The organism is Novosphingobium sp. YAF33 (genome assembly GCF_052113265.1).
Classification (GTDB): Bacteria; Pseudomonadota; Alphaproteobacteria; order Sphingomonadales; family Sphingomonadaceae; genus Novosphingobium.
Window position 1 is genome coordinate 818,063 of record NZ_JBFRCW010000001.1, and the last position, 23,282, is coordinate 841,344.

Annotated in this window: 19 protein-coding genes; 13 read left to right on the forward strand and 6 right to left on the reverse strand. The window is 66.7% G+C overall.

Going from position 1 to position 23,282, the window contains the following annotated elements:
• Positions 1-135: 135 nt before the first annotated feature.
• On the forward strand, positions 136-1,503 hold the full coding sequence (locus tag AB4Z00_RS03855) for a glycosyltransferase (protein WP_442044995.1): 1,368 nt from the start codon (positions 136-138) through the stop codon (positions 1,501-1,503).
• Between the two features lie 60 nt (positions 1,504-1,563).
• On the opposite strand, the gene AB4Z00_RS03860 is transcribed toward AB4Z00_RS03855, so the two are convergent.
• The 3 genes from AB4Z00_RS03860 to AB4Z00_RS03870 all read right to left on the reverse strand — a co-directional run bounded on the left by AB4Z00_RS03860 (position 1,564) and on the right by AB4Z00_RS03870 (position 4,464).
• Entirely contained in the window at positions 1,564-2,613 is a 1,050-nt protein-coding gene (locus tag AB4Z00_RS03860) for a hypothetical protein (RefSeq protein WP_442044996.1), read from the reverse strand.
• Between the two features lie 88 nt (positions 2,614-2,701).
• A complete protein-coding gene (gene map / locus AB4Z00_RS03865; protein ID WP_134094651.1) occupies positions 2,702-3,532 on the reverse strand; it encodes a type I methionyl aminopeptidase in 831 nt (276 codons plus the stop codon).
• Between the two features lie 74 nt (positions 3,533-3,606).
• A complete protein-coding gene (locus AB4Z00_RS03870; RefSeq protein WP_442044997.1) occupies positions 3,607-4,464 on the reverse strand; it encodes a DUF4163 domain-containing protein in 858 nt (285 codons plus the stop codon).
• Positions 4,465-4,509: 45 nt separating this feature from the next.
• Between AB4Z00_RS03870 and AB4Z00_RS03875 the strand changes: the two genes are divergently transcribed.
• The 10 genes from AB4Z00_RS03875 (at position 4,510) to AB4Z00_RS03920 (ending at position 16,297) form a co-directional block, all read left to right on the forward strand.
• Complete coding sequence (locus AB4Z00_RS03875; protein ID WP_442044998.1) at positions 4,510-5,931, forward strand: leucyl aminopeptidase family protein; 1,422 nt, start codon at positions 4,510-4,512, stop codon at positions 5,929-5,931.
• 117 nt (positions 5,932-6,048) lie between these two features.
• Positions 6,049-6,348 carry an SH3 domain-containing protein gene (locus tag AB4Z00_RS03880; protein WP_134094654.1) on the forward strand — a complete coding sequence of 100 codons (300 nt, stop codon included), beginning with the start codon at positions 6,049-6,051 and terminating at the stop codon, positions 6,346-6,348.
• On the forward strand, positions 6,348-7,271 hold the full coding sequence (gene argC, locus AB4Z00_RS03885; RefSeq protein ID WP_442044999.1) for an N-acetyl-gamma-glutamyl-phosphate reductase: 924 nt from the start codon (positions 6,348-6,350) through the stop codon (positions 7,269-7,271). Before AB4Z00_RS03880 ends, argC begins: the two co-directional genes overlap by 1 nt.
• 572 nt (positions 7,272-7,843) lie before the next feature.
• Positions 7,844-8,182 (forward strand): P-II family nitrogen regulator, encoded by a 339-nt coding sequence (locus AB4Z00_RS03890; RefSeq protein ID WP_008832116.1) that lies wholly within the window; start codon positions 7,844-7,846, stop codon positions 8,180-8,182.
• Positions 8,183-8,430: 248 nt separating this feature from the next.
• Positions 8,431-9,840, forward strand: coding sequence for a type I glutamate--ammonia ligase (gene glnA / locus AB4Z00_RS03895; RefSeq protein WP_132264777.1), 1,410 nt, complete (start codon positions 8,431-8,433; stop codon positions 9,838-9,840).
• A 302-nt stretch (positions 9,841-10,142) separates the two neighbouring features.
• Positions 10,143-11,420, forward strand: a complete 1,278-nt coding sequence (locus AB4Z00_RS03900) for a hypothetical protein (protein WP_442045000.1) — start codon at positions 10,143-10,145, stop codon at positions 11,418-11,420.
• 21 nt (positions 11,421-11,441) lie between these two features.
• Complete coding sequence (locus tag AB4Z00_RS03905; protein WP_431566783.1) at positions 11,442-12,011, forward strand: fasciclin domain-containing protein; 570 nt, start codon at positions 11,442-11,444, stop codon at positions 12,009-12,011.
• A gap of 74 nt (positions 12,012-12,085) precedes the next feature.
• Complete coding sequence (locus AB4Z00_RS03910; protein ID WP_442045001.1) at positions 12,086-14,029, forward strand: M1 family metallopeptidase; 1,944 nt, start codon at positions 12,086-12,088, stop codon at positions 14,027-14,029.
• A gap of 7 nt (positions 14,030-14,036) precedes the next feature.
• Positions 14,037-14,447, forward strand: a complete 411-nt coding sequence (locus AB4Z00_RS03915; protein WP_134094659.1) for a metallopeptidase family protein — start codon at positions 14,037-14,039, stop codon at positions 14,445-14,447.
• A gap of 62 nt (positions 14,448-14,509) precedes the next feature.
• Positions 14,510-16,297, forward strand: coding sequence for a 5'-nucleotidase C-terminal domain-containing protein (locus tag AB4Z00_RS03920; RefSeq protein ID WP_442045002.1), 1,788 nt, complete (start codon positions 14,510-14,512; stop codon positions 16,295-16,297).
• Between the two features lie 64 nt (positions 16,298-16,361).
• Here AB4Z00_RS03920 and AB4Z00_RS03925 read toward each other — a convergent pair whose 3' ends face one another.
• The 3 genes from AB4Z00_RS03925 to lgt all read right to left on the reverse strand — a co-directional run bounded on the left by AB4Z00_RS03925 (position 16,362) and on the right by lgt (position 19,002).
• Entirely contained in the window at positions 16,362-16,919 is a 558-nt protein-coding gene (locus AB4Z00_RS03925; RefSeq protein WP_442045003.1) for a DUF2306 domain-containing protein, read from the reverse strand.
• 105 nt (positions 16,920-17,024) lie between these two features.
• Positions 17,025-18,092: a class I SAM-dependent methyltransferase gene (locus tag AB4Z00_RS03930; RefSeq protein WP_314464971.1), complete on the reverse strand. Its 1,068-nt coding sequence runs from the start codon at positions 18,090-18,092 to the stop codon at positions 17,025-17,027.
• A gap of 10 nt (positions 18,093-18,102) precedes the next feature.
• Positions 18,103-19,002, reverse strand: a complete 900-nt coding sequence (gene lgt, locus AB4Z00_RS03935) for a prolipoprotein diacylglyceryl transferase (RefSeq protein WP_132264763.1) — start codon at positions 19,000-19,002, stop codon at positions 18,103-18,105.
• A 232-nt stretch (positions 19,003-19,234) separates the two neighbouring features.
• On the opposite strand from lgt, the gene AB4Z00_RS03940 reads away from it, so the two are divergent.
• Together AB4Z00_RS03940 and AB4Z00_RS03945 are read left to right on the forward strand one after the other, a co-directional pair.
• Entirely contained in the window at positions 19,235-21,985 is a 2,751-nt protein-coding gene (locus AB4Z00_RS03940; RefSeq protein WP_442045004.1) for a [protein-PII] uridylyltransferase, read from the forward strand.
• A gap of 105 nt (positions 21,986-22,090) precedes the next feature.
• Complete coding sequence (locus tag AB4Z00_RS03945) at positions 22,091-23,281, forward strand: patatin-like phospholipase family protein (protein ID WP_132264759.1); 1,191 nt, start codon at positions 22,091-22,093, stop codon at positions 23,279-23,281.
• The last annotated feature ends 1 nt before the right edge of the window (position 23,282 follow it).

Consider the following 23,282-nt stretch of genomic DNA (forward strand, 5'->3'; position numbering starts at 1 on the left):
CTTCTTTCTTTACCCGCTTCTCTCATGGCCCGGATCGGTCCTTCTCGGGACAATTCCCTAGCCCCCCTTCGGACTTGATACACCGCATCGCTTTAGCTCTCGGCAGGAACGCCCTTTTCCGCCGGGAGCCGCCTGATGATTCCGAAGAGCTTCCATTTCATCTGGGTGGGCGATGAGGCCCGCCGCCCCGACAATTGCATCGAGACCTGGCGCGCTGCCCATCCCGATTGGCAGTTCCGCCTCTGGGGCAATGCCGAACTGGACGGGCGCAACTGGGTGAACGCGGCTCACATGCGGCAGATGGCCCCGCGCGAACTCAACGGCGTGGCAGACATGATGCGCTGGGAAATCCTGCTCGAACATGGCGGCCTGGTTTTCGATGCCGATTCGATCTGCCTGCGCCCGCTCGACGAAGCCCTGCTCGACTGCGAGGCGTTCGCCTGCTGGGAAAGCGAAATCGCCCGCCCCGGCCTGATCGCCGCCGGCTATTTCGGATGCGAGGCCGGCAATGGCTTCGTGCGGCAAATCGTCGAGGACATCGCCGCCAGCCCCTCGGTCATCGGCGACATGGCCTGGAAAACCGTGGGTCCGCAGCGCCTGACCGACTGCTACCGCAAGTTCGCCTATACCCCGCTGCGCATCTACCCGAGCCACATGTTCATCCCGCGCCACTTCACGGGCGTGACGTATGGCGGCAGCGACCCGGTCTATGCCCATCAACTCTGGGGCTCCACCCTGCGCACTTACGAGGACATGCACAGGACCGACATCGGCGCCATGGCCAGCCAGTCCCGGCAGCCCCCGGAAACGGCGCCTTCATCGGCGCCGGCAGTGACAGCACCCACTCCGGCAACGCCATCGCCATCACCCCCGCCGCGCGCATCTCCGCTCGAAGGCATCCACGCCCCGTACTTCCTGCAGCGCGTGCAAGTGGGCGCCGAACTGGCCTCGCTCGGCAGGATGGAGGTTCTCGCCAGCCTGCTCGCCGGTCAACGGGTGCTGCATGTGGGCTGCGCGGACTGGCCGATTACCGATCTGCGAACCTCGCTTCATGTCCAGCTTGAAGCGCATTGCCGGCAACTCGATGGGCTCGATCCCCATGGCGAGGCGCTCGAACAGCTGCGGCCGTTCGTGACAGGACGGCTGTTCACCGACTTCGCGCAAGTCACGGACAGCTACGATGTCGTACTCGTTCCCGAAGTCATGGAGCATGTCGCGGACGTCGAGGCATTCCTCGGTGAGATCGCGGCGGTGGACGCCAATCTCTTCCTCATTTCCGTGCCTGACGCCTTCCAGTGCCGGTCGCGCCATTTCGACTACGTGGCCGAAACCGAGACGTTCCTGGAAGCCGTCCACCCCGATCACAACGTCTGGTATACGCCTTATACTTTCGCCAATACCTTGCGGAAATACAGCGGCCTCGAATTGCAGCGGATGTGGTTCTTCAACCGCATCTCGCTTCTCGCGCTTCTGAGCAAGCCGGTGCAGGCCGCGCCGCCGTGAGCGAAGCGCGGGGGCAGCAACCCTCGGCCGAGGACGGCAACGCGCCGCCTTGATGCGTCTCTACGACTCCATCACACTCGGCTTGCTGGAGCGCTCGATCATGCCGGTCGTGCTCTGCCCGTCCCACGTATAGAAGGCGTGGCTCTGCTGGACGAGCGGGAAGTCCGCGGGCCAATCCATCGGCTTGGCGAACCCGCCGCGCGAACGGACATTGACGAATGTCGTGCCCGCGATCGCCACGCGGCGGCCGTCGACGGTTTCGAGCACGCAGGACACATCCTCGCCGCCGGTGACGAAGCGGCGCAGCCACGGCACTTCCACCGGGCGCGCCGGGGTGCGGACACCGTCGGCATCGATGATCCAGCCCTCGGCATAGTTCGGCTCGCCGTCCTCGCGCGGGGGATAGATATTGAAGCCGAAGGCGCGGCCATCGGGAAAGACCGCCGATTGCCAGCAATGGCCCCAGAAACCGGCGAAAGCGCGAAAGCCGGTGCGCCGAATGCGCAGCCCGTTGCCCTTGAACGGGCGGGCCACGCCGTCGACGGTGAGCGTGCCGCTGCAGCGAAAGAGCTGCTCGTAGCGCGGGCTCATGAAGCTGCCCTGCTCGCCGCCAAGCGCTGCGGCCGCTTCGGGCAGGAGCGATCCCGGCACCCAGGGCGGCGCGGCCATGTCCATTTCGGCCGCGATCTCCAGGTCGCTCCAGCGGGTTTCCTTGAAATCGGGATCGTCGATTATGGCCTGTGCCGAAGTCTCCGCCGCCTGCCCCCGGTAGGAGACGGTCCAGCGGCGAAAGGGGTCCTCGCATTCGAAGCGGACGGGGCCGGTGCCGCGCACGGTCGGGCGGCCATCGGCACCGTAAGGTGCATGAACCGCTCCGTCCCCGCGTTTCGAGAGCAGGCGGCCATCGGCAAAGGCAACGTCGAGCCAGAATTCGTGCCTGTCCCAGGCATTGCCGACCGCCTCGACGCCGATCCGCATGGCGAAGAGGCCGTTCTCCTCCTCGATCCACACGTTCACGGCATCGCGCAGCCCGTCATCGGGCTTTTCCGCGACGACGAACTCGCGTTCTTCCGGGACGCCGCCGGTAAGATCGAATGCTGCGGTGGCCATGGCTCTCCCTTCCCTGTGTCGGGAAAGGAGGCTGTCATGGCGAAGACGTCAGGTCACGCCCGGGCGCGTACGCCGGGGCGATGACTCGTCAGGCGTAGGGCGGCTTGTGGAGACCCTGGGGGCTGGTGGTGAAGATCTCGCAGCCGGTTTCGGTGATGCCGATCGAATGCTCGAACTGCGCCGACAGCGACTTGTCGCGCGTCACCGCCGTCCAGCCGTCGGACAGCAGCTTTACCGGCGGCTTGCCCAGGTTGATCATCGGTTCGATGGTCATGAACATGCCGGGCTTCAGCAGCGGCCCGGTGCCGGGGCGGCCGGCATGCACGACTTCGGGTGCGTCGTGGAACAGGCGGCCGAGGCCGTGGCCGCAGAATTCACGGACGACGCCGTAACGGAACGATTCGGCATAGGCCTGGATCGCCGCGCCGATGTCACCCACGCGGTTGCCGGGCCGGGCCTGCTCGATGCCGATCATCAGACATTCGTATGTCACCTCGACCAGGCGACGCGCCTTCAGCGAGACATCGCCCGCCAGGTACATGCGGCTGGTGTCGCCGTGCCAGCCGTCCAGCAGCGGCGTAACGTCGATATTGACGATATCGCCGTCCTTGATCGCCTTGTCGGATGGAATTCCGTGGCAGACCACATGGTTGATCGAGATGCAGCACGAATGGGCATAGCCGCGGTAGCCCAGAGTGGCGGGCACGGCGCCGCCGTCCAGCGTAAGTTCGCGCACTTTGTCGTCGATGGCGGCCGTGGTCACGCCCGGCTGCACCATCGGTGCGATCTCGTCGAGGATCATGGCGGCAAGGCGGCCGGCCTTGCGCATGCCCTCGAAGCCCTCGGGGCCGTGCAGCTTGATGGTGCCGTCGCGCAGGACGGTTTCGCTTCCGGGTTCGACGGTCTGGTATTCGGTCATGAGGGCTACATAACAATTGCGCGCGCAAAATGCGAGATCACGCGTGAGCGCGCGCTATTGCCTTTCGTGCCTTGCTATTTCGCCACCGAGAAGCTGGATCGGTACTGCGGCTTGAGAGCGGCCATGACCGCGCCCGTCACCGGCACCGTCACTTCATAGCTGCCCTCGGCATAAGGACCGGCGTTGTAGGGCGGCACGAGCAGGCCGATGCGGTCGAACGTCTGCCGGTTGGTCGAGCCCAGGATCACCACCTGTTCCACCGGATCGATGCATTCTGAGAACATCTCGTCGCTCTTGTCGATCGGGCCGCCGCGGCGCTTGACGCGCTCCTTGTCGAGCGCCGCGCAGAACGCGGTGCGCAGCGCCTTGGACAGGGCTTCCTTGCTGGTGAAGAGGTCGATCGGCTTGCGCGCGGTTTCGGCATGGCGATCCCAGAGAAGCCCGTCGAAAGCGGTCATGCCGTGAGCACCGCCCGAATAGACGTAGGATTCCGAGGACAGCGAGAGCCACCCCGGCAGGCTGGTCACGACCTTCCAGTCCTCGCCGTAGCTGTAGGTGTGGTAGGGGAAGTCGTTCTTCTTCGCTTCGGCCTGCCCTTCTCTGGCGCTGCTCACCAGATCCGCGCGGGACGTGTCGAGCTGCTGGTCGAGATTGGCCTTGAGCCCTGGAATCGCGCCTGCGGCATCGGGATAGGAATAGGAGAATTCGTAAAGATCGTTCTCGGTCTTCTCCGCGCGGCCGCCGCCCACGACGACGTCACCGGCCTCGGTGCTGGTCTCCGTCGTCGTTTCGGTAGCGCTCTCGGCCTGGGCCGAAATCCCGGCCGATGCGGTTTCCGACGGGGCAGGAGCGGACTTTTTGCCCTTGCAGCCGCTCAGTAGCAGGGCCGCAGTTGCAGCGGAGACAAGACACCAGGCACCAGATCGCATCATTTTTCCTCTCGGCTCATGCTCGCAGCAAGGCTAGAGAATGGGACCATGACCGACAAGAACGCATTGATTCAGCCCGATCGCGGCCAGAAGGCCGTCGCCATCCACCTCGTTTCCAAGGACGGGGAGAAGGATGGACTGGAACAATTCATCAAGGGCCTGTCGGTTTCGCAGCGCGCCGCGCTCGAAGCGCAGAAATTCGTGGGCGATGCGGGAAGCCATGCGATCCTTCCCGATGGCGACGGCTGGCTTGTGGCCGCAGGCGTATCCGATCCGGCCAGGCTCACCACCTGGTGCCTGGCGAAGCTGGCCGATGTCCTGCCTGCCGGCACTTATCGCCGCGCCGGCGCCGAGGGCGCCAAGGCCGAGATCGGCAAAGCCGCGCTGGGCTGGATCGCCGGGCAATACCGTTTCGACCGCTACCGCTCCGAGCCGTCCGAGGAAGGTCCGCGCATTCTCCTGACCACCGAGGTCAAGGCGATCGACGCGATGATCGCCGAGGGCGAGGCGATCGAGCTGGTCCGCGATCTCGTCAATACCCCGGCCGAGGACATGGGCCCGGGCCAGCTCGAAACCGAGGCGGAATCGCTCGCCAAGGCGTTCCGTGCGGAGGTGAAGATCACCCGCGGAGAGATGCTGGAGCGCGAATACCCGATGGTCCATGCCGTAGGCCGTGCGGCTGGCCGTGCCCATGCACCGCGCCTGATCGAGCTGGAATGGGGCGATCCCAAGCATCCCAGGATCGCCGTCGTCGGCAAGGGCGTCTGTTTCGATTCGGGGGGCCTCGACATCAAGCCCGGCGCGGGAATGCTGCTGATGAAGAAGGACATGGGCGGCGCCGCTCACGCCCTTGCCCTCGCCCGCCTGATCATGGGCGCGAACCTGCCGGTACGCCTGCATCTGGTGATCCCGGCGGTGGAGAACGCCATCGCCGGCAATTCCTTCCGCCCGGGAGACGTGCTGCGCAGCCGCGCCGGCATCACCGTGGAAATCGGCAATACCGATGCCGAAGGCCGCCTGATCCTGGGCGACGCGCTGACCCGCGCCGGCGAGAAGGAGCCTGAACTGGTGATCGACTTCGCCACGCTCACCGGCGCCGCGCGCGTCGCCGTCGGCCCGGACCTGCCCGCCCTGTTCGCCCGCGATGACAAGACCGCGCAGGACATTCTCGATGCCGGGCTTTCCGTGGACGATCCCTGTTGGCGCCTGCCGCTCTACGATGGCTACCGCGAATACCTGAAGTCCGACATTGCCGACATCAACAATGCCGGCTCCAGCGGCTTCGCCGGGGCCAGCACGGCGGCGTTGTTCATGGACCGTTTCATGCCGAAGGGCATGGACTGGGCCCACTTCGACACGTTCGCCTGGCGTCCCGCCGCCAAGCCCGGCCGTCCCAAGGGTGGAGACGCCCTCGGCCTGCGGGCGGCGTGGCTGATGTTGCAGCGGCGCTACACCGGCGACGGCCGCTGAACTTGCGTCTTGGCCATGCCCCCGCTAAGCGCGCGCATCTTTGCATTTGGAGAAGCACCCGCGTTGGCCACTGAGGATTCCTATACCCGCCCTCCCCGGATCGATGGACTGCTGGCCATGACCGGACCGAGTGTGACCGCGGATCCCGGATGCCTTCCCGTGCGCGGCGATCTGGCGCACATCAAGCTGGCCGGTCTCTACTTCGTGCCGCACTATGCCGTGCCGATGCCGCATGTGGTGCTGGACGGCGCCGTGCTGCGGGTGATGAGCCGCGCCGATGCCGAAGCGATTCGCGACCTGCCCTCTGGCGACACGTTCAACGTGCTCGACATGGCGGGCAACTGGGCCTGGGGCCAGCTGGGCGAAGACGGCCAGGTCGGCTATGTCGCGCTCGACGCATTGAAGGCACATAGCTGATGACGAAGACGGTCTTCATCGACGGCGCCGCCGGAACCACCGGCCTCGAGATCGCCGAACGGCTTGCCGGCCGCGCCGAGTTCGAACTGATCGTCCTCGATGAAGCGCGCCGCAAGGACGACACGGCCCGCGCCGAAGCGCTGAACGCGGCTGACTTCGTGATCCTCTGCCTGCCCGACGAAGCCGCCAAGGCCGCCGTGGGCATGATCCGCAACGAGACCACCCGCGTGATCGATGCGTCCTCGGCGCACCGCGTCGCGCCCGAGTGGACTTACGGCTTTCCCGAAGTGATCGGCCGCGACGCCGTTGCAGCCGCCCGCTTCGTCAGCAATCCCGGCTGCTATCCCACGGGCTTCATCGGCCTGGTCGCGCCGCTGGTGAAGGCGGGGCTGCTGCCTGCCGACTGGCCTTACGTCTGCCACGCCGTCTCGGGCTATTCCGGCGGCGGCAAGGCACTGATCGCCCGTTTCGAGGAAGACCGCGACGTGGCCTTCCGCGCCTATGGCCTGGCGCTGGGCCACAAGCATGTGCCTGAGATGGTGGCGCATGTCGGCCTGTCGATCGAACCGATCTTCGCGCCGGCCGTGGTGCCCGCGCACCGCGGCATGCTGGTGGAAGTGCCGCTGCACTTGTCCGCCATGCCCAAGGCGGGATCGCCGGCCGATCTTCGCGCCGCCCTGGCCGATTTCTATGCGGACAGCACGATCGTCTCCGTGATCGACGACCAGCCCGACGAACTGCTCCTGCGGGCCTCGATGGCGCCGGTGGACACGCTGACGCTGCGGGTGCTCGGCGCGCAGGACGGATCGCAGGCACGCCTCGTCGCCATGCTCGACAATCTCGGCAAGGGCGCGAGCGGGGCTGCGGTGCAGAACCTCAACCTCATGGCGGGCCTCCCCGAGACCGCCGGGCTGAGACTCTAAACCCAAATACGTCGACCGCGCAAAGAAGGCGCCGGAAGCCCCAGCGGTTTCCGGCGCCTTCTTGCGTTATCTTATAGGCCCCGCTTTTCACCCGCCCCTTCCCGTGCCCCTTCCCCCGTGCGTTCCTCCAGCTTTCCCCACCTCTTCGTCATTGCGAGCGCAGCGAAGCAATCCAGAGTCGCGCCGCGCCGCCCTGGATTGCTTCGCTGCGCTCGCAATGACGAAGGTGGGTGCTGCACTCGCGGAGCAGGTACGCATGGGGCCAGCAAGGGGGTGACGGGTTCGAAGCAAACCTTCCCTCGCCCCCACAGCACGCGTGCACAATTTTGAGGCAGGGTGTGCCCGAATCTTGAACACATAATGTCGCCAACCGGGTAGTTACCCGCATGACTCTGCACATTCGAGGTGTCGAAAGCCAAGATTACGGTCTTTTCGCGGCTGCACAGTTGGCCTACGAGAGGGCCATCCGCATTGGCACGATTCTTGATGGGAATCGCGCGCGAGGCATCTGGTTCCCGGACCGGAATTGTCTTCGGAAAAAGATCCGGGACCATGCAGGGGTCAACACAGGCGTGAAAAAGATCGAAGCTATCATCAAGCCGTTCAAGCTGGACGAAGTGAAGGAAGCACTGCACGAAGTTGGCGTTTCGGGCATCACCGTCACGGAAGCCAAGGGCTTCGGCCGCCAGAAGGGCCATACCGAACTCTATCGCGGCGCCGAATACGTCGTCGACTTCCTGCCCAAGGTGAAGCTCGAAGTGGTTGTTCCCGACGCACTGGCCGAACGCGTGGTGGAAGCCATTGCCGACGCCGCGCAAACGGGACGCATCGGTGACGGCAAGATCTTCGTCGTGCCGGTCGAAACCGCCGTGCGCATCCGCACCGGCGAGCGGGACGACGACGCCCTGTAAATCACGGGAAGCAGAAAGGCTTCGCCCGCGAAGGATTTTCGAGAGCGCAGGACCAGAAGGGCGGGCTTTCCCGCCGCCTGTCGCATCCAAGCCGGCGTGTGCCGGAATTCGATTGCCCGGCTTCGGCAGGATCGAAATGATCCTCCGGGCCGGATCGGGACGAACCGGCGGGGGCCGGGTCTTCCCGTGGACAATGCAACACCAAAGCCTCTTTCGGGATCGGAAGAGCATCACTGGAGACTACTCTAATGGCTAGTGCAAAGGACGTCCTCAAGAGGATCAAGGACGAAGAGATCGAGTGGGTTGACCTGCGTTTCACCGACCCCAAGGGCAAGTGGCAGCACCTCACCATGGTCGCTTCGATCCTCGGCGAGGACGAGCTGGAAGACGGCCTGATGTTCGACGGTTCGTCGATCGAAGGCTGGAAGGCCATCAACGAGTCGGACATGATCCTCAAGCCCGACCTCGACGCCGTCTATGTCGATCCGTTCTCGGCCACCCCGATGCTCATCCTGTTCTGCGACATCGTGGAACCCTCGACCGGCGACCTCTACGCCCGCGATCCGCGCTCGACCGCGAAGCGCGCCGAGGCCTTCGTCAAGTCGGCCGGTTTCGGCGACACCGTCTATGTCGGCCCCGAAGCCGAATTCTTCATGTTCGACGACGTGAAGTTCTACGACGGCTACGAAGGCAACGGCTTCAAGCTGGACGACATCGAACTGCCGGGCAACTCGGACAAGTCGTACGACACGGGCAACCTGGCCCACCGTCCGCGCGCCAAGGGCGGCTATTTCCCGGTCGCTCCGGTCGACTCGGCCGTCGACATCCGCGGCGAGATGGTCACCACCATGCTCGAAATGGGCCTGCCCTGCGACAAGCACCACCACGAAGTGGCGGCTGCCCAGCACGAACTCGGCCTGACCTTCGGCACGCTGGTCACCACCGCCGACCGCATGCAGATCTACAAGTACGTCGTCCACATGGTCGCGCAGGCCTATGGCAAGACCGCCACGTTCATGCCGAAGCCGATCATGAAGGACAACGGCTCGGGCATGCACACCCACATCTCGATCTGGGACAAGGGCAACCCGCTGTTCGCCGGTAACGGCTATGCCGGTCTTTCCGACATGTGCCTCTACTTCATCGGCGGCGTCATCAAGCACGCCAAGGCCCTGAACGCCTTCACCAACCCGACCACCAACAGCTACAAGCGCCTGGTGCCGGGCTACGAAGCCCCGGTTCTGCTGGCCTACTCGGCCCGCAACCGCTCGGCCTCGTGCCGCATCCCCTACGGTGCGGGCGACAAGGCAAAGCGCGTGGAATTCCGCTTCCCCGACGCGATGGCCAACCCCTACCTCTGCTACGCCTCGCTGCTCATGGCCGGCCTCGACGGGATCAAGAACAAGATCCACCCGGGCGAAGCCATGGACAAGAACCTCTACGATCTGCCGCCGGCCGAACTCGCCGAAGTGCCGACCGTCTGCGGTTCGCTGCGTGAAGCGCTCGACTCGCTCCAGGCCGACCATGCCTTCCTTCTCGAAGGCGGCGTGTTCACCGTGGACCAGATCGAATCCTACCTCGAACTGAAGTGGCCGGAAGTGCTGCGTTGGGAAACCACGCCGTCGGCCGTCGAGTTCGACATGTACTACAGCGCCTGATCGCGCTTCCTTCCTCCCGTTTCTTCGGAAAGGGGGGAAGGAGCATCAGTTCGCCGAGTGGGGCGCCCGGAGCAATCCGGGCGCCCTTTTCGTTGGCCGTCCGAGCCAATCGGCCGCGGGCGGAGACCGGCTCCCTCGACCGACCGCGCCTCGCCCCGCACGAAAAGAACCTTTGCACTCAATGCGAAACGGGGGCGGACAGCCCGCTCCTGCCGCGCGACGTTCCGCCGCGACGCTTGGCGACAATCGTGACAGGAACAGCTATCATCCCGCCGCGTTGCCCCCGCAAAGGAGAAGCAGCGATGCCCAGGACTCGCAGGCCCAGTACGCGCAGGCCCAGTGCCCGCAAGCCAAGCACCGGCAAGATAGTCACCGGGGTAACCGCCCTGCTCGCCTCCGTGGCGATCGGCATCGCAGGCGGCCACACGGCAAGCGCGCAAGCGGCGCAGGACCGGCCCGGCGAGAGCCGTCCCCAGGGCGACCAGCCGCGGTCGGAGCAGCAGCATGCCGAACAGGCACGGCGCACCCAGCCGGAGCGTCAGACGGGCGGCGACCGCGTCCCGCCGCATGCCGAGGCTCAGAACCGCGAAACCGCCCAGCGCGAGCAGCGCCAGCAGGAAGCGGCCCGCCGCGAGCAGGACCGGGGCGACCGGGAACGCGGTGCGCCCACACAAGGTGATCGGCCCGCAGAGGGGAACCGTCCCGCCCAGCAGGATCCCGAAGCCCGGCGCGCCGATCGGCCTCAGGTCCCGCCGAAGGAGCGCGGCAGCACGCCGCCGGCCGACTCGCCCGAGGGTCGCCCGCATGAAACCCGCGCCGATCCCGGCCTGACCCCGCCCGCACCGCGCGGCGATGTCCGGCAGGTTAGCTACAGGGACGGGCGCGGCCACGAATTCCGCGTCCCCACCAACGACCGCGTGAAAGTGGTCACCGGCCGGCAGGACGCGAGCTGGACCGCCCCGGGCAGGGGTCAGGCGATCGAGGGTTGCCCGGCCGCCATCTCCGGCAAGTACCAGGGCTGCAACCTGCCACCCCGCACACACCCGCCGGAAAAGGCCTGGCATGACCCACGCTGGTTCTCCCGCGATTTCGATGACGACACCCGCTATCGCTACAGCGAAGGCTACCTGCTGCGCCTGGGCGGAGCGAGTGGCGGCGCCCCCGGCGGAAGCAGCGCCGTGGTCGGCTACACGCCGCTGCTCGGCGGCGCGCTGACCGTGGGCCGCGCATGGCCCGGCACTTACCGGCCTGTCGCGCTGCCCGGCTACTACACCCGCTACTACGGGCTCGGCGGCGAAGGCTCCTATCGCTACTACGACAACACGATCTACCGCGTGAATGCGGGCGATGCGGCCGCTGCCGACCCGACCATCACCGGCATAGCGGCCCTGCTGCTGGGCGAGACGATCCGGATCGGCCAGCCCATGCCGGGCGGCTACGACGTCTACAATGTCCCCGGCCGCTACCGCGACCAGTACCGCGACGGTCCTGACGCACTCTACCGATACAGCGACGGCTACATCTACCAACTCGAACCCGCCACACGCCTGGTGCGGGCCGCCATCGAACTGATCGCCTGAACGGCGTCAGGAGGGGAATTCATGCGCAAGACCGATCTCGCACTCACGCTGCTGGCCGCCGCCGGCCTCTCGCTGGCCGCCTGCTCCGACAGGAACAGCCCGGAGGGACAGGCCAGCGCCACCGCCGATGCGGCCGCCGCCGTGTCCGAGACCCTGCCGCAGGCGCTCGACAATGCCGCCGGCCTCCAGACCGTGGCCGAAGCGCTCAAGGAAACCGGCATCGAGGGCGTGTTCCAGGAAAAGGCCAGCTACACCCTGATCGCCCCGGAGGACGACGCCTTCGCAAAGCTGGGCGATCCGGGCAAGCAACTGACCGAGGCCGACGATCACGCCGCACTGGCGGCGCTGCTCAAGGACCACATGCTCACCGGCTACATGACCCCGCAGGACATCTCCGCCGCCATAAAGTCCAGCAAGGACGGCAAAGTCCTGATCTCCACTCTGGGCGGCGGCACTCTGACCTTCACGCAGGCGGGCGGCATCGTCAACGTCTCGGCCGAAGACGGCACCCAGGCCAGCTTCGACGGCGATCCCGTGACCGGGGGATCGAGCATCGCCATTCCCGTGACCGGGGTTCTCAAGAAACTCTAGCAGGTTCGGCCTTTGCGCCTTTGCACGACAGGTTCGCTTGCACAGTGCCATGGGCGTGACCATAAGTCGCGGCCATGCGTATTCTTCTTGTCGCCGCGCTGCTCGCCGGAACCGCCGCCCCCGCTTTCGCCCAGACCGTCACGGATGCCGGAGCACCGATGAAGGCGTCGGGGACCGTAACGGGAGCCGGCACGCCGCCCGCCCCGATCCTCACCACGCCCGAGGCGAAGGACGTGTGGACGCATGCCGAACCGCAAGTGGCCCGCGTCACCCATGTGGCGCTGGACCTGGACGTCGATTTCGCGACGAAGACGCTGGGCGGCAGCGCCGTGCTGGACATCCTGGCGGCGCCGGGCGCCACCCGGATCGTGCTCGATGCACGGGATCTCGATATTTCCGCGATCACCGACGAGGCGGGCAAACCGCTCCGGTGGACGCTCGGCCCCAAGGACGCGGACAATGCGGACATCGGCTCGGCGCTGACCGTCGAACTCGCCGGGGCCAGCCGGATCCGTATAACCTATCGCTCCATGCCGGGCGCGACTGCGCTGCAATGGCTGCCGCCGGAAATGACCTTCGGCAAGAAGAAACCGTTCCTGTTCAGCCAGGGCCAGGCCATTCTCAACCGCTCGTGGGTGCCGACGCAGGACAGCCCCGGCATCCGCCAGACCTGGGAAGCCACCTTGCGCGTCCCCGGCGATCTCGTGGCGGTGATGAGCGCGGAAAAGCTCTCGGGCGACAAGGGCGAACTGCTCCCCGACGGCCGGCGCGCCTTCCGCTTCCGCATGGACAAGCCGGTGCCGCCCTATCTCATCGCCTTCGCCGTGGGCGACCTGAAGTTCAAGACACTCGGCCCCCGCTCCGGCGTCTGGACCGAGGCGCCGATGCTGGACAAGGCGGCCAGGGAATTCGTCGATGTGGAGAAGATGATCGACGCCGCCAGCAAGCTCTACGGCCCGTATCGCTGGGGCCGCTACGACATGCTGCTGCTGCCCCCGGCCTTCCCCTATGGCGGCATGGAAAATCCCATGCTCACGTTCCTGACCCCCACGATCGTCACGGGCGACCGTTCGAACACCGACGTCGTCGCTCATGAACTGGCGCATTCCTGGTCGGGCAACCTGGTCACCAATGCGACCTGGTCGGACTCCTGGCTGAACGAGGGCTTCACCACCTACTTCGAGAACCGGATCATGGAGTCGCTCTATGGCAAGGAGCAGGCCGCCACGTATGCCGACCTCGACTGGGACGTGATGAGCCGCGAAATCGCGGCCGGTGGCGGCCAGACCGGCGCCGTCACTCGTCTTCACGGCGATCCCGGCGCGGGCGAGGTGGACTATACCAAGGGCTCGAACTTCCTGCGCATGATCGAGCATACCGTGGGCCGCGCGAAGTGGGACGCCTATCTCACCTCCTATTTCGACCGCCACGCCTTCCAGCCCCAGACCACTGCGGGCTTCCTGGCCGACTTGCGCGAACGCCTGCTGAAGGGCCAGCCGGAGCTGGAACTCTCGCTCCAGCTCGACCGCTGGTCCTACGGTGCGGGCCTTCCCGACAACGCGGTCCATGTGCGGAGCGAGACGCTGGCGAAAGTCGACGCGCGGCTGGCGGCCTTCAATGGCGGCGGACCGGCCAGCGCCGTCGAGACGAGGGGCTGGACCACGCAGGAATGGCTGCGTTTCCTCAATGGCATCGACCGCCGGCAGACGCCTGCGCGCCTGGCCGAACTGGACAAGACGCTGGGGCTTTCCGCTTCGGGAAATGCCTATATCCAGTCGGCCTGGTTCGAACTGGCAATCGCCAACCGCTACGATCCTGCCCTCCCCTTCCTGCGCCGCTACCTTTCGCAGATCGGGCGCGGGTTGCTGGTCTATCCGCTCTACAAGGGCCTGATGAAGCAGGACGAATGGGGCCAGCCGAAGGCGCGCGCCTTCTTCGAGGAAGCCCGGCCGACCTACCATCCCTCCACCGCCGCAGGCATCGCGCGGATCGTCGCGGCGGGGGCAGCACAGGAGTAGCCTCGCGATGTCTTCTCCCACCCCGGGCCGTTTCGGCAATGCCCCCGGCCCCGCCGTGTTCGAGGCGCTCGCCCATGCCGCCTTCGCGCGCATTCCCGAGCCCTTCGCCCAGCACCTCGAAGGCATCACCGTCCACGTCGAGGAATTCGCGGACGAGGAAACCCTCCATGCCGTGGGGCTGGAGGACGCCTGGGAACTGACCGGCCTTTACCACGGCCGCCCGCTCGACGAGGAATCGGTCTGGGTCGCCGGAGAATTCCGCCCGCGCATCACGCTCTACCGGCAACCGCTGCTGGCCGAATGGTGCGAGACGGGGGTGACGTTGGAAGACCTCGTCACTCATGTGGTGGTGCATGAAGTCGGCCATCATTTCGGCCTGTCGGACGAGGACATGCACGGGCTGGAGGATGAAGCCTAATCTGCTCTGCGGGAGAGGAAAAGCCATTGCCCCGTCATGAAACGATCCGATAGGACGCTGCCATGACTCTCCCCTTCACCCGCAGCCTTCCGCTGCTGGCCACCTCGCTGATGGCCGCCCTGCTCGCCGGCTGCGCCACCACGCCCGGAACCCGCCAGCCCGCCTCTCCGGCAGCCTCGTCCGGGCAGGCCGGGCCGATCGAAGTCGGCGTGATCGCGATCAACGATTTCCACGGCGCGCTCGAACCGCCGAACCAGTCGGTCGACGCGCCCGACGGCCACGGCAACGAAGTCTCGGTGCCCGCAGGCGGCGGCGCCTGGCTGGCCTCTGCCGTGGATTCGCTCAAGGCCCGTCACGCCAACAATGTCGTCGTGGCCGCGGGTGACCTCACCAGCGCCTCGCAGCTCGCCTCCTCGCTCTATCTCGACGAGCCCGCCGTCGGCGTGATGAACCGCGTCGGCGTGGAATTCAACGCGGTGGGCAACCACGAATTCGACCGCGGCTGGCAGGAACTGCGCCGCCTGCAGAACGGCGGGTGCGAGAAGAACACGCGCCTCCAGCCGTGCCAGCTGGAGCCGTTCAAAGGCGCCAATTACAAGTACCTGGCCGCCAGCACCACCCTGGCCGACGGGTCTCCGCTGTTCCCCGCCACCGGCGTGAAGACTTTCGGAGAAGGCAAGGACCGGATCACCGTCGGCTTCGTCGGCCTCTCGCTCAAGTCCGTGCCCACCCTCGTCGCGCCCGACCGGGTGGCCGGGCTGAAGTTCGCGGACGAGGCGGATACCATCAACCGCGCGGCGGGCCAGCTCAAGGCTGCCGGCGCCGATGCCGTGATCGTGCTGATCCACCAGGGCGGCCGCACGGCGGGCACGCCCGATCCCAACGGCTGCAACGAGATGACCGGCGATATCCAGCCGATCCTCGATCGCCTGAACCCCGGCGTGGACGTGGTCGTCTCGGGCCACACGCATTGGGCCTATGTCTGCGACTACGGCGCCAATGCCTGGACCGGCCCGATCCTGCTGACCAGCGCGGGCGTCTACGGCAAGCTGGTGACCGACATCACGCTGCGGTTCGATCCGGTGACGCACAAGCTGCTCGGCCGCCAGGCGAGCAATCTCATCGTCCAGTCGCCGGCCTACACGTCGGCCAAGGGCGAAGTCCCGAATTCCGACGCCTTCCCCCGGTTCCAGCCGCGGGAAGACGTGGCCGCTTATATCCAGCGCTACAAGGACGCTTCGCTGCATCTGGTCGCACGTCCGGTCGGCCGTCTTTCCGGCCCGCTCGCCAAGGAAGAGGAAAACGGCGTCGGCAAGGGCGGCGCGCTGGGCAACCTGATCGCGGATTCGCAGCTTGCCGCCACCCGCAAGGCCGGCGCGCAGATCGCCTTCCTCAATCCCTTCGGCATCCGCACCTCGCTGATCCCCGCTGCCGACGGCACCGTGACGTTCGGCCAGATCTACGCGGTGGAGCCGTTCAACAACGAGATCGTCACGATGTCGCTGACCGGCGCGCAGATCCGCGCGACCCTGGAGCAGGGGCTGGACGATAGCGGCGACAAGCAGATCCTGGCACCCAGCCAGGGCATGCGCGTGGCCTTCGACATGCGCCGCCCCTCCGGTGCGCGGATCACCGGCATCACTCTGGACGGCAAGCCGCTCGACCCGGCCAAGAGCTACCGTGTCAGCGTGGTGAACTTCCTGGCCGAAGGCGGCGACGGCTTCAGCGGCTTCGCCCAGGGCACGGCGCGCACGCGCGGGGCCATCGACCTGGAAGCGCTGGAGGACTGGCTCTCGGCCGTGCCGCTGCGCAAGGTGCCGGAGGACGACCGGACGCCGGAAGCCCGCTGAGAGGCAGAGGCCGGGTCCAGGAAAACGAGAGGGAGCGGGCCATGCCTGCTCCCTTTCGCGTTTCTCAGCCGAACAGCCAGTGGCCGAGCAGGCGGTTGAACGGGAAGGTGAAGAAGCCCGCGATCAGCAGGGCGCCGATGATGAGGCCGCGAACGGTCCGGCGGTGACGGACGCCGTTGTGCCGCCTTGCCGCCAGCACGAGCACCGGCACCATGACCAGCACGAACACGGAAAGGACGTGGATCAGGCTGAACCGCCCCGGCCCGCCCGAATGCACGAAAAGGCTGTCCAGCGCCGTCAGCATCATCGCCCCGCTCCAGACATAGCCGTAGACGCGGTGCCGTGCGTCTCCCCGGCGGCGCCACAGCAGCACCGGCGTCAGCACCAGCGCGACGAGGATGGTGGCCAGATGGACCCAGACCACCGAGGGCACGCGCGCCCATTCGTCCCGGCCGCGCAGCAGAGCAGCGAAGATGAAGCCCAGCATGACCAGCGCCAGCAGGCCCAGCACGCGTTCCAGCCTGTCCGGCCCGCGCAAGTCCTGCGGCGTCAGGCCTCTGGGAGGTTTAAGCCCTGCCCCCGCAATCGCCGCCTCGCCCATGTCTGCCCCCTGCACTGCCATGACCGTTTCCCTGTTGAACCCCTGTTCCGATCTCACACCGCGACGGGCCCGTCAGCCACCGGCCCGGCATCCCCCTTCGCCAGACCTGCGAAGCACTGCCGCGTTCTAGAATCCGGCGCCTTGCGGCCATTGCGGCCCGCTTACGCCCATGACCTTGAACAGGCTTCCCATCTGCTCATCGCTGATAAGCCGATCCTTCGCCCTTTGAATAGTATCGGCATGATGCGGCGCCGCGGCGGCCAGCTTGGCGGCGCGCAGATCGATCCCCAAGGCGCGCAGGAAGGCGCCCTGCGTCACGGTGCCCTGCCATGTCGCGCCCTCTTTCACCGCGATCTCGGCCAGGACGGCGAAGTCCACCAGACAGGTAAGGTCAGCCTCGCCCGGGGCCGTGAAGGGATCGACCTTGGCATGGGCCCGCAGCGCCTGAAGCGTCGAGCCGGTCTGCGGCTCGGCATAGCCATAATCGATCAGCAGCGCTGCGCCGCCCTGGGCCGCAAGGCGCCCGGAAAGCTCCTGCATGACCGCAGCGGCCCCGGGGCATGTCTCCAGCAGCGTGCCTTCTTCGGCATCGGCCAGCACGCCCGGAACCGCGGCGTCCATCGGCTTTTCCCCCGCGACCGGACGGAAGCGGTCCTCCGCCCAGTCGACCATGCGTTCGCGCCAGCCCTTGGCCGTCCTGACCAGCTGGCGAACCGGAAGGGCATCGAGGAATTCGTTGCCGACCACCAGCAGCGGCACGTCGGTGGGAACGGTGCCGAGGTCGTCGTGCCATTGCGCCTGCGGCACGGCCTGGGCCTGGAGCGCCTTGAGCGCGCGGGAGCTTTCGACGAAATGCACCTGCGGATCGAGACCCACGCGTTTCATCGTGCGCAGCGCGTCGCGCGCCAGGGTGCCGCGGCCCGGACCCAGCTCGACATAGTGGACCGGCACGGGGCTGCCCGCGCGCATCCAGACGTCGGCCAGCCAGAGCCCGACGAGTTCGCCGAACATCTGGCTGATTTCCGGGGCCGTGATGAAGTCCCCCGCCGTGCCGAGCGGGTCCTTGTCGGCATAGTACCGGGCGTTCGATTCGCCCATGTAGTGCAGCAGGGAGAGCGGCCCGTAAGTCCCGATCAGGCGCCGGAAAATGGCCGTGAGCGGCTCGGCGCTCGCCCCGGTATCGTCTGCGGTCATCGCGCCGGGATCAGGCGGTGACCGGACGGACGGTGGCCAGCGCCGGCTTCGCCAGGGCGCGGGCGACCAGCAGCAGGCCGAGCAGGATCAGCGGGATCGTCAGCCACTGGCCCATCGACAGGCCGGTGCGCGCGGCGAAGTCCTGAAGCTGGGCGTCGGGCTCGCGGAAGAACTCCACGGTGAAGCGCGCGCAGGCGATGCCGGTGGTGAACACGCCGACCAGCAGGCCCGGACGGAACCGTGCCCGCGTCTTCCAGAACAGGGTGAGCATGATGACGATCATCGCCAGGCCTTCCAGGCCGGCTTCATAGAGCTGGCTGGGATGGCGCGGCAGCGGGCCGGCATCGGGGAAGACCATGGCCCAGGGCAGGTTCGGGTTAGTGACCACGCGGCCCCAGAGTTCGCCGTTCACGAAGTTGGCAAGGCGGCCGAACATCATGCCGAACGGCACGCAGACCGCGATATAGTCCGCCACTCGCAGGAAATCGAGCTTGCCGCGCCAGGATACCCAGGCCATCGCCAGCAGCACGCCGATCAGGCCGCCGTGGAAGCTCATGCCGCCGTGCCACAGCGACAGGAGCGCGCCCGGATCCGACCAGAGGCTGGGAATGCCGGTGTCGCCGCCGGTGTAGAACGTCGCATAGCCCAGGCGGCCGCCGAGGATGATGCCGATCGTGCAGTAGAAGAACAGGTCGTCGGCATGGCGCTGCGCCAGCGGCGCGCCGGGCGCCTTGATCATGCGCGAAAGGTGCCAGTAGCCGAGCATGATGCCCGCCAGATAGGCCAGCGAATACCAGCGCAGCTCGAAGCTGCCGATCCGGAACAGGTAGTTCTTGAGGCCCAGGTTGACCCAGTAGATCGGCTGGTGAACTTCGGCGGCGGCGGCTGCGGCAAGTGCTGTCAGGGACAAGTGCTCGACCTCGTAAATCTCGTAAGGTCGCCGGGCCGGACGGCCTCGGCGGTGCTGGGCGCCCGTGCTTGTGCAGCGGTGCTGGGCGCCCGTGCTGTGCGCCTTCTGGCATAGGCTGCGGGGCGATGGTAGGCCGGATTTTGCGTCGCAGTCCCCAGGACGCCGCAAAATCTGCTGGATGCGACACGTCGCTGTTCCCCCCAAGCCTTTGAATGTCTAGATATCGCCCGACATGAGCGTAATTCGCATTCCCTCGCCCCGTTCCGTGATCGACCGCCGCGCGCTGGTCGAGGCCATCGAAGCCGTCGTTGCCGGTCCGGGGGCTGCCAAGGGCCGCAAGCAAGTGGTCGAACTCCTGCGCGAGGCGCTGGAGCAGGGCCGGGCCGAAATCGCCCGCCGCCTCGTGGAAAAGCCCTCCGCCGGGCACGAGGTGGCCGAAGCGCAGGCCTATCTGGTCGACCAGCTGCTGCGGGTGATCCACGATCACGTCTCCACGCACGTCTATCCGGCGATGAACCGCTCCAAGGGCGAGCGCCTGTCGATCATCGCCGTGGGCGGCTATGGACGCGGCGAGATGGCGCCCCATTCCGACGTCGACCTCGCCTTCCTCACCCCGATCAAGCAGACCGCCTGGTGCGAGCAGGTGATCGAGGCGATGCTCTATTTCCTCTGGGACCTGGGGCTCAAGATCGGCCATTCCAGCCGCTCGGTGGACGACATGGTCCGCATGAGCCGCTCGGACCTCACCATTCGCACCGCCATGCTGGAAGGCCGCTACGTCTGGGGCGACCAGGACCTCTACGAGGAAGTCCGCGCGCGGTTCTGGAAGGATGTCGTCGCCGGAACGGAGCGCCAGTTCGTGGTCGAGAAGCTGGCCGAGCGCGAGGAACGCCACAAGCGCATGGGCGACAGCCGCTATGTGGTCGAGCCCAATGTGAAGGAGGGCAAGGGGGGCCTGCGCGATCTGCACACGCTCTACTGGATCGGCAAATATATCCACAAGGTGCGCGACCCCAGCGAACTGGTGGACGTGGGCCTGCTCACTCACAAGGAATACCGCGCCTTCCGCCGGGCCGAGAACTTCTTCTGGGCGGTGCGCTGCCACCTCCACACGATCACCCGCCGCGCCGAGGACCGCCTGACGTTCGACCTTCAGCGCGAGGTCGCGGCGCGGATGAACTATTCCGACCGCCCCGGAAAGAGCGYGGTAGAGCGGTTCATGCAGATGTTCTTCCTCCAGGCGAAGATGGTCGGCACCCTCACCGGCGTGTTCCTGGCCCAGCTCGACGACCAGTTCGCCAAGCGCCAGCCGCGCGGGCTGCTGGCGGGCTTCCGCGCCCGTCCGCGCACGCTGAAGGGCTACAAGGTCTTCGGCGGCCGCATCATGGCGCCGGGCGAGACCTGGTTCGAGGCCGATCCCGTGCGCCTGATCGAGATCTTCGTCATCGCCGACCGCGAAGGCCTGGAAATCCATCCCGAGACCATGCGCCTGGTATCGCGCGATGCCGCCCTCATCCGCGAGGACGTGCGCCGCGACCCGCGCGCCAACGAGCTGTTCATGGAACTGCTCACCAGCCGCAACAATCCCGAAGTGGCGCTGCGCTCGTTCAACGAGGCGGGCGTCTTCGGCCGATTCGTCACCGAATTCGGCCGCGTCAACGCGCAGATGCAGTTCGACATGTACCACCACTACACTGTGGACGAACACACCATCCGCGCCATCGGGCTGCTCGCCCGCATCGAGAAGGGCGAGCTGAAGCAGGACCATCCGCTCAGCCACGAGATCATCCACAAGGTCCGCTCGCGCCGCGCGCTCTATGCCTCGGTGCTGCTGCATGACATCGCCAAGGGCCGCGGCGGCGACCACTCCGAGATCGGCGCCGAGATCGCGCTGAAGCTCTGCCCGCGCTTCGGGCTGGACGAGGAGGAGACCGAGCTGGTGTCCTGGCTGGTGCTGCACCACCTCATCCTGTCCGCCACCGCCTTCAAGCGCGACTTGTCCGACGCCAAGACGATCACCGATTTCGTCGAACTCGTGCAATCGGTGGACCGCCTGCGCCAGCTGACGCTCCTCACAATCGTCGACATTCGCGCGGTGGGGCCCGGCACCTGGAATTCGTGGAAGCGCCAGCTCATCGGCGAACTCTACGGTGCCACCGAGGAACGCCTGCGCCTTGGCCACGTCGAGTTCGGCCGCGAAAAGCGCGTGGCCGCCAAGAAGGCCATCGTCGCCGACAGCGCCGCCGAGAATGCCGCTCTGGTCGACGAACTCGGCACCCAGTTCGCCGACGCCTACTGGATCGCCGAACCCGAAGACGTCATCATCAAGAACCTGGCGCAGTTCCACGCCTCGCAGGAAGAGCCGCTTTCGATCGCGACCGAATACTATCCGGCGCGCGGCGCGACGCTCGTCACCGTCATCGCCTCGGACCATCCCGGCCTGTTCTACCGCATCGCCGGCGGCATCCACCTGGCCGGCGGCAACATCATCGATGCCCGCATCCACACGACGCGCACCGGCCGCGCGGTGGACAACTTCCTGGTGCAGGACCCGCTCAGCCGGCCCTTCATGGAAGAGACCCAGCTCGCCCGCCTGCGCTCCTCGATCGAGAACGCGCTGGCCAACCGCATCAAGATCCTGCCGCAACTCGTGGCCCGTCCCGATGCGCGGCCCCGCGCCGATGCCTTCGACGTGCGCCCGCGCGTGCTGGTGGACAACAAGGCCTCCAACCGTCTCACCGTGGTGGAAGTGAACGCCCGCGACCGTCCGGCGCTGCTCAACCGGCTGGCCCATGCGCTGTTCGAATCGAAGCTCATGGTCCACTCCGCACACATCGCCACGTATGGCGAGCGCGCGGCGGATACCTTCTACGTCACCGATCTGCTCGGCGAGAAACTGACGTCATCCAGCCGGATCAAGGCCCTGGAGCGCCGCCTGCTCGAAGCGGCGAGCGAAGGGAGCCTGAGCGAAGTGGCGGCGTGACGAGGTTGCGGCACTTACCAGATCCCCCCCGAATAAACTATTGAAAGCCCGGCCCAACGGTCCCACTTGTTGCATCGCAACATCCCCATGCGCAGGACCCTGCCCATGAATGCCGAAAGCGCTGCCGTTTCGTCTTCGTCTTCCGACGCCCCGCAGTCGGTGCTCGTCCTGCAGGGCGGGGGCGCTCTCGGGGCCTACCAGGCCGGTGTCTACGAGGCGCTGGCCGCAGAGGGCCACGCGCCGGACTGGGTGGCCGGCATCTCGATCGGCGCGATCAACGCAGCGATCATCGCCGGCAACGCGCCCGAAGAGCGGGTCGGCAAACTGCGCAGCTTCTGGGACGGGGTAAGCCACGAGCTGCTCTACCGGCTGGACGTGGGCAACGGCTTCGCCCGCCGCGCCTTCAACGAGACTGCGGCCGCCTGGGCCGCGACGTTCGGCGTCCCCGGCTTCTTCACGCCGCGCATTCCCACGCCTCTGCCGGAATGGCCTGACGAAATCGGCCGTCTCAGCTTCTACGACACCACCCCCTTGCGGCAGACCCTGCTCGACCTCGTCGATTTCGACCGCATCAACCACGGCGAGACCCGCTTCTCGGTCGGCGCGGTGAACATGATGACGGGCAACTTCGCCTATTTCGACAATGCCAGGGGATCCGGCGCCAGCGACCGCAAGATCGGCCCAGAGCATATCATGGCCAGCGGCGCCCTGCCCCCCGGCTTCCCCCCGGTGGAAATCGACGGCGAGTGGTACTGGGACGGCGGCCTCGTCTCCAACACGCCGCTGCAATACGTGCTCGACAATCGCAGCCCTTGCGAAATGACGGTGTTCCAGGTCGACCTCTTCCCCTCGCGCGGGGCGGTGCCCAAGACCATGGCCGACATCGCCCAGCGCGAGAAGGACATCCGCTTCTCCAGCCGCACGCGCCTGAACACCGACTTGTCCAAGCGCCTCCAGGACATGCGCGCTGCCGCTCAGCGGCTTTGCCACAAGCTGCCGCCCGAACTGCAGGACGACCCGGACTTGCGCCAGTTGCTGGGCTGCCGCCCCGCCGGCGCGGTGGCGGTCCTCCACCTCATCAACCGCCCGCGCGGCTATGAAACCATGTCGAAGGACTACGAGTTCTCGCGCATGACGGTGACCGAGCACTGGGAAGCCGGCAAGGCGGACGCGCATTTTTCCCTGCGTGACGGCCGCTGGACCGGACGCCGCCTCAAGCCCGACGAAATCATGACGTTCGACCTCGCAGGCAAGCGCCGGCCCAGGCACCCCCAGGGATCGAACAACGAGGAGTAGG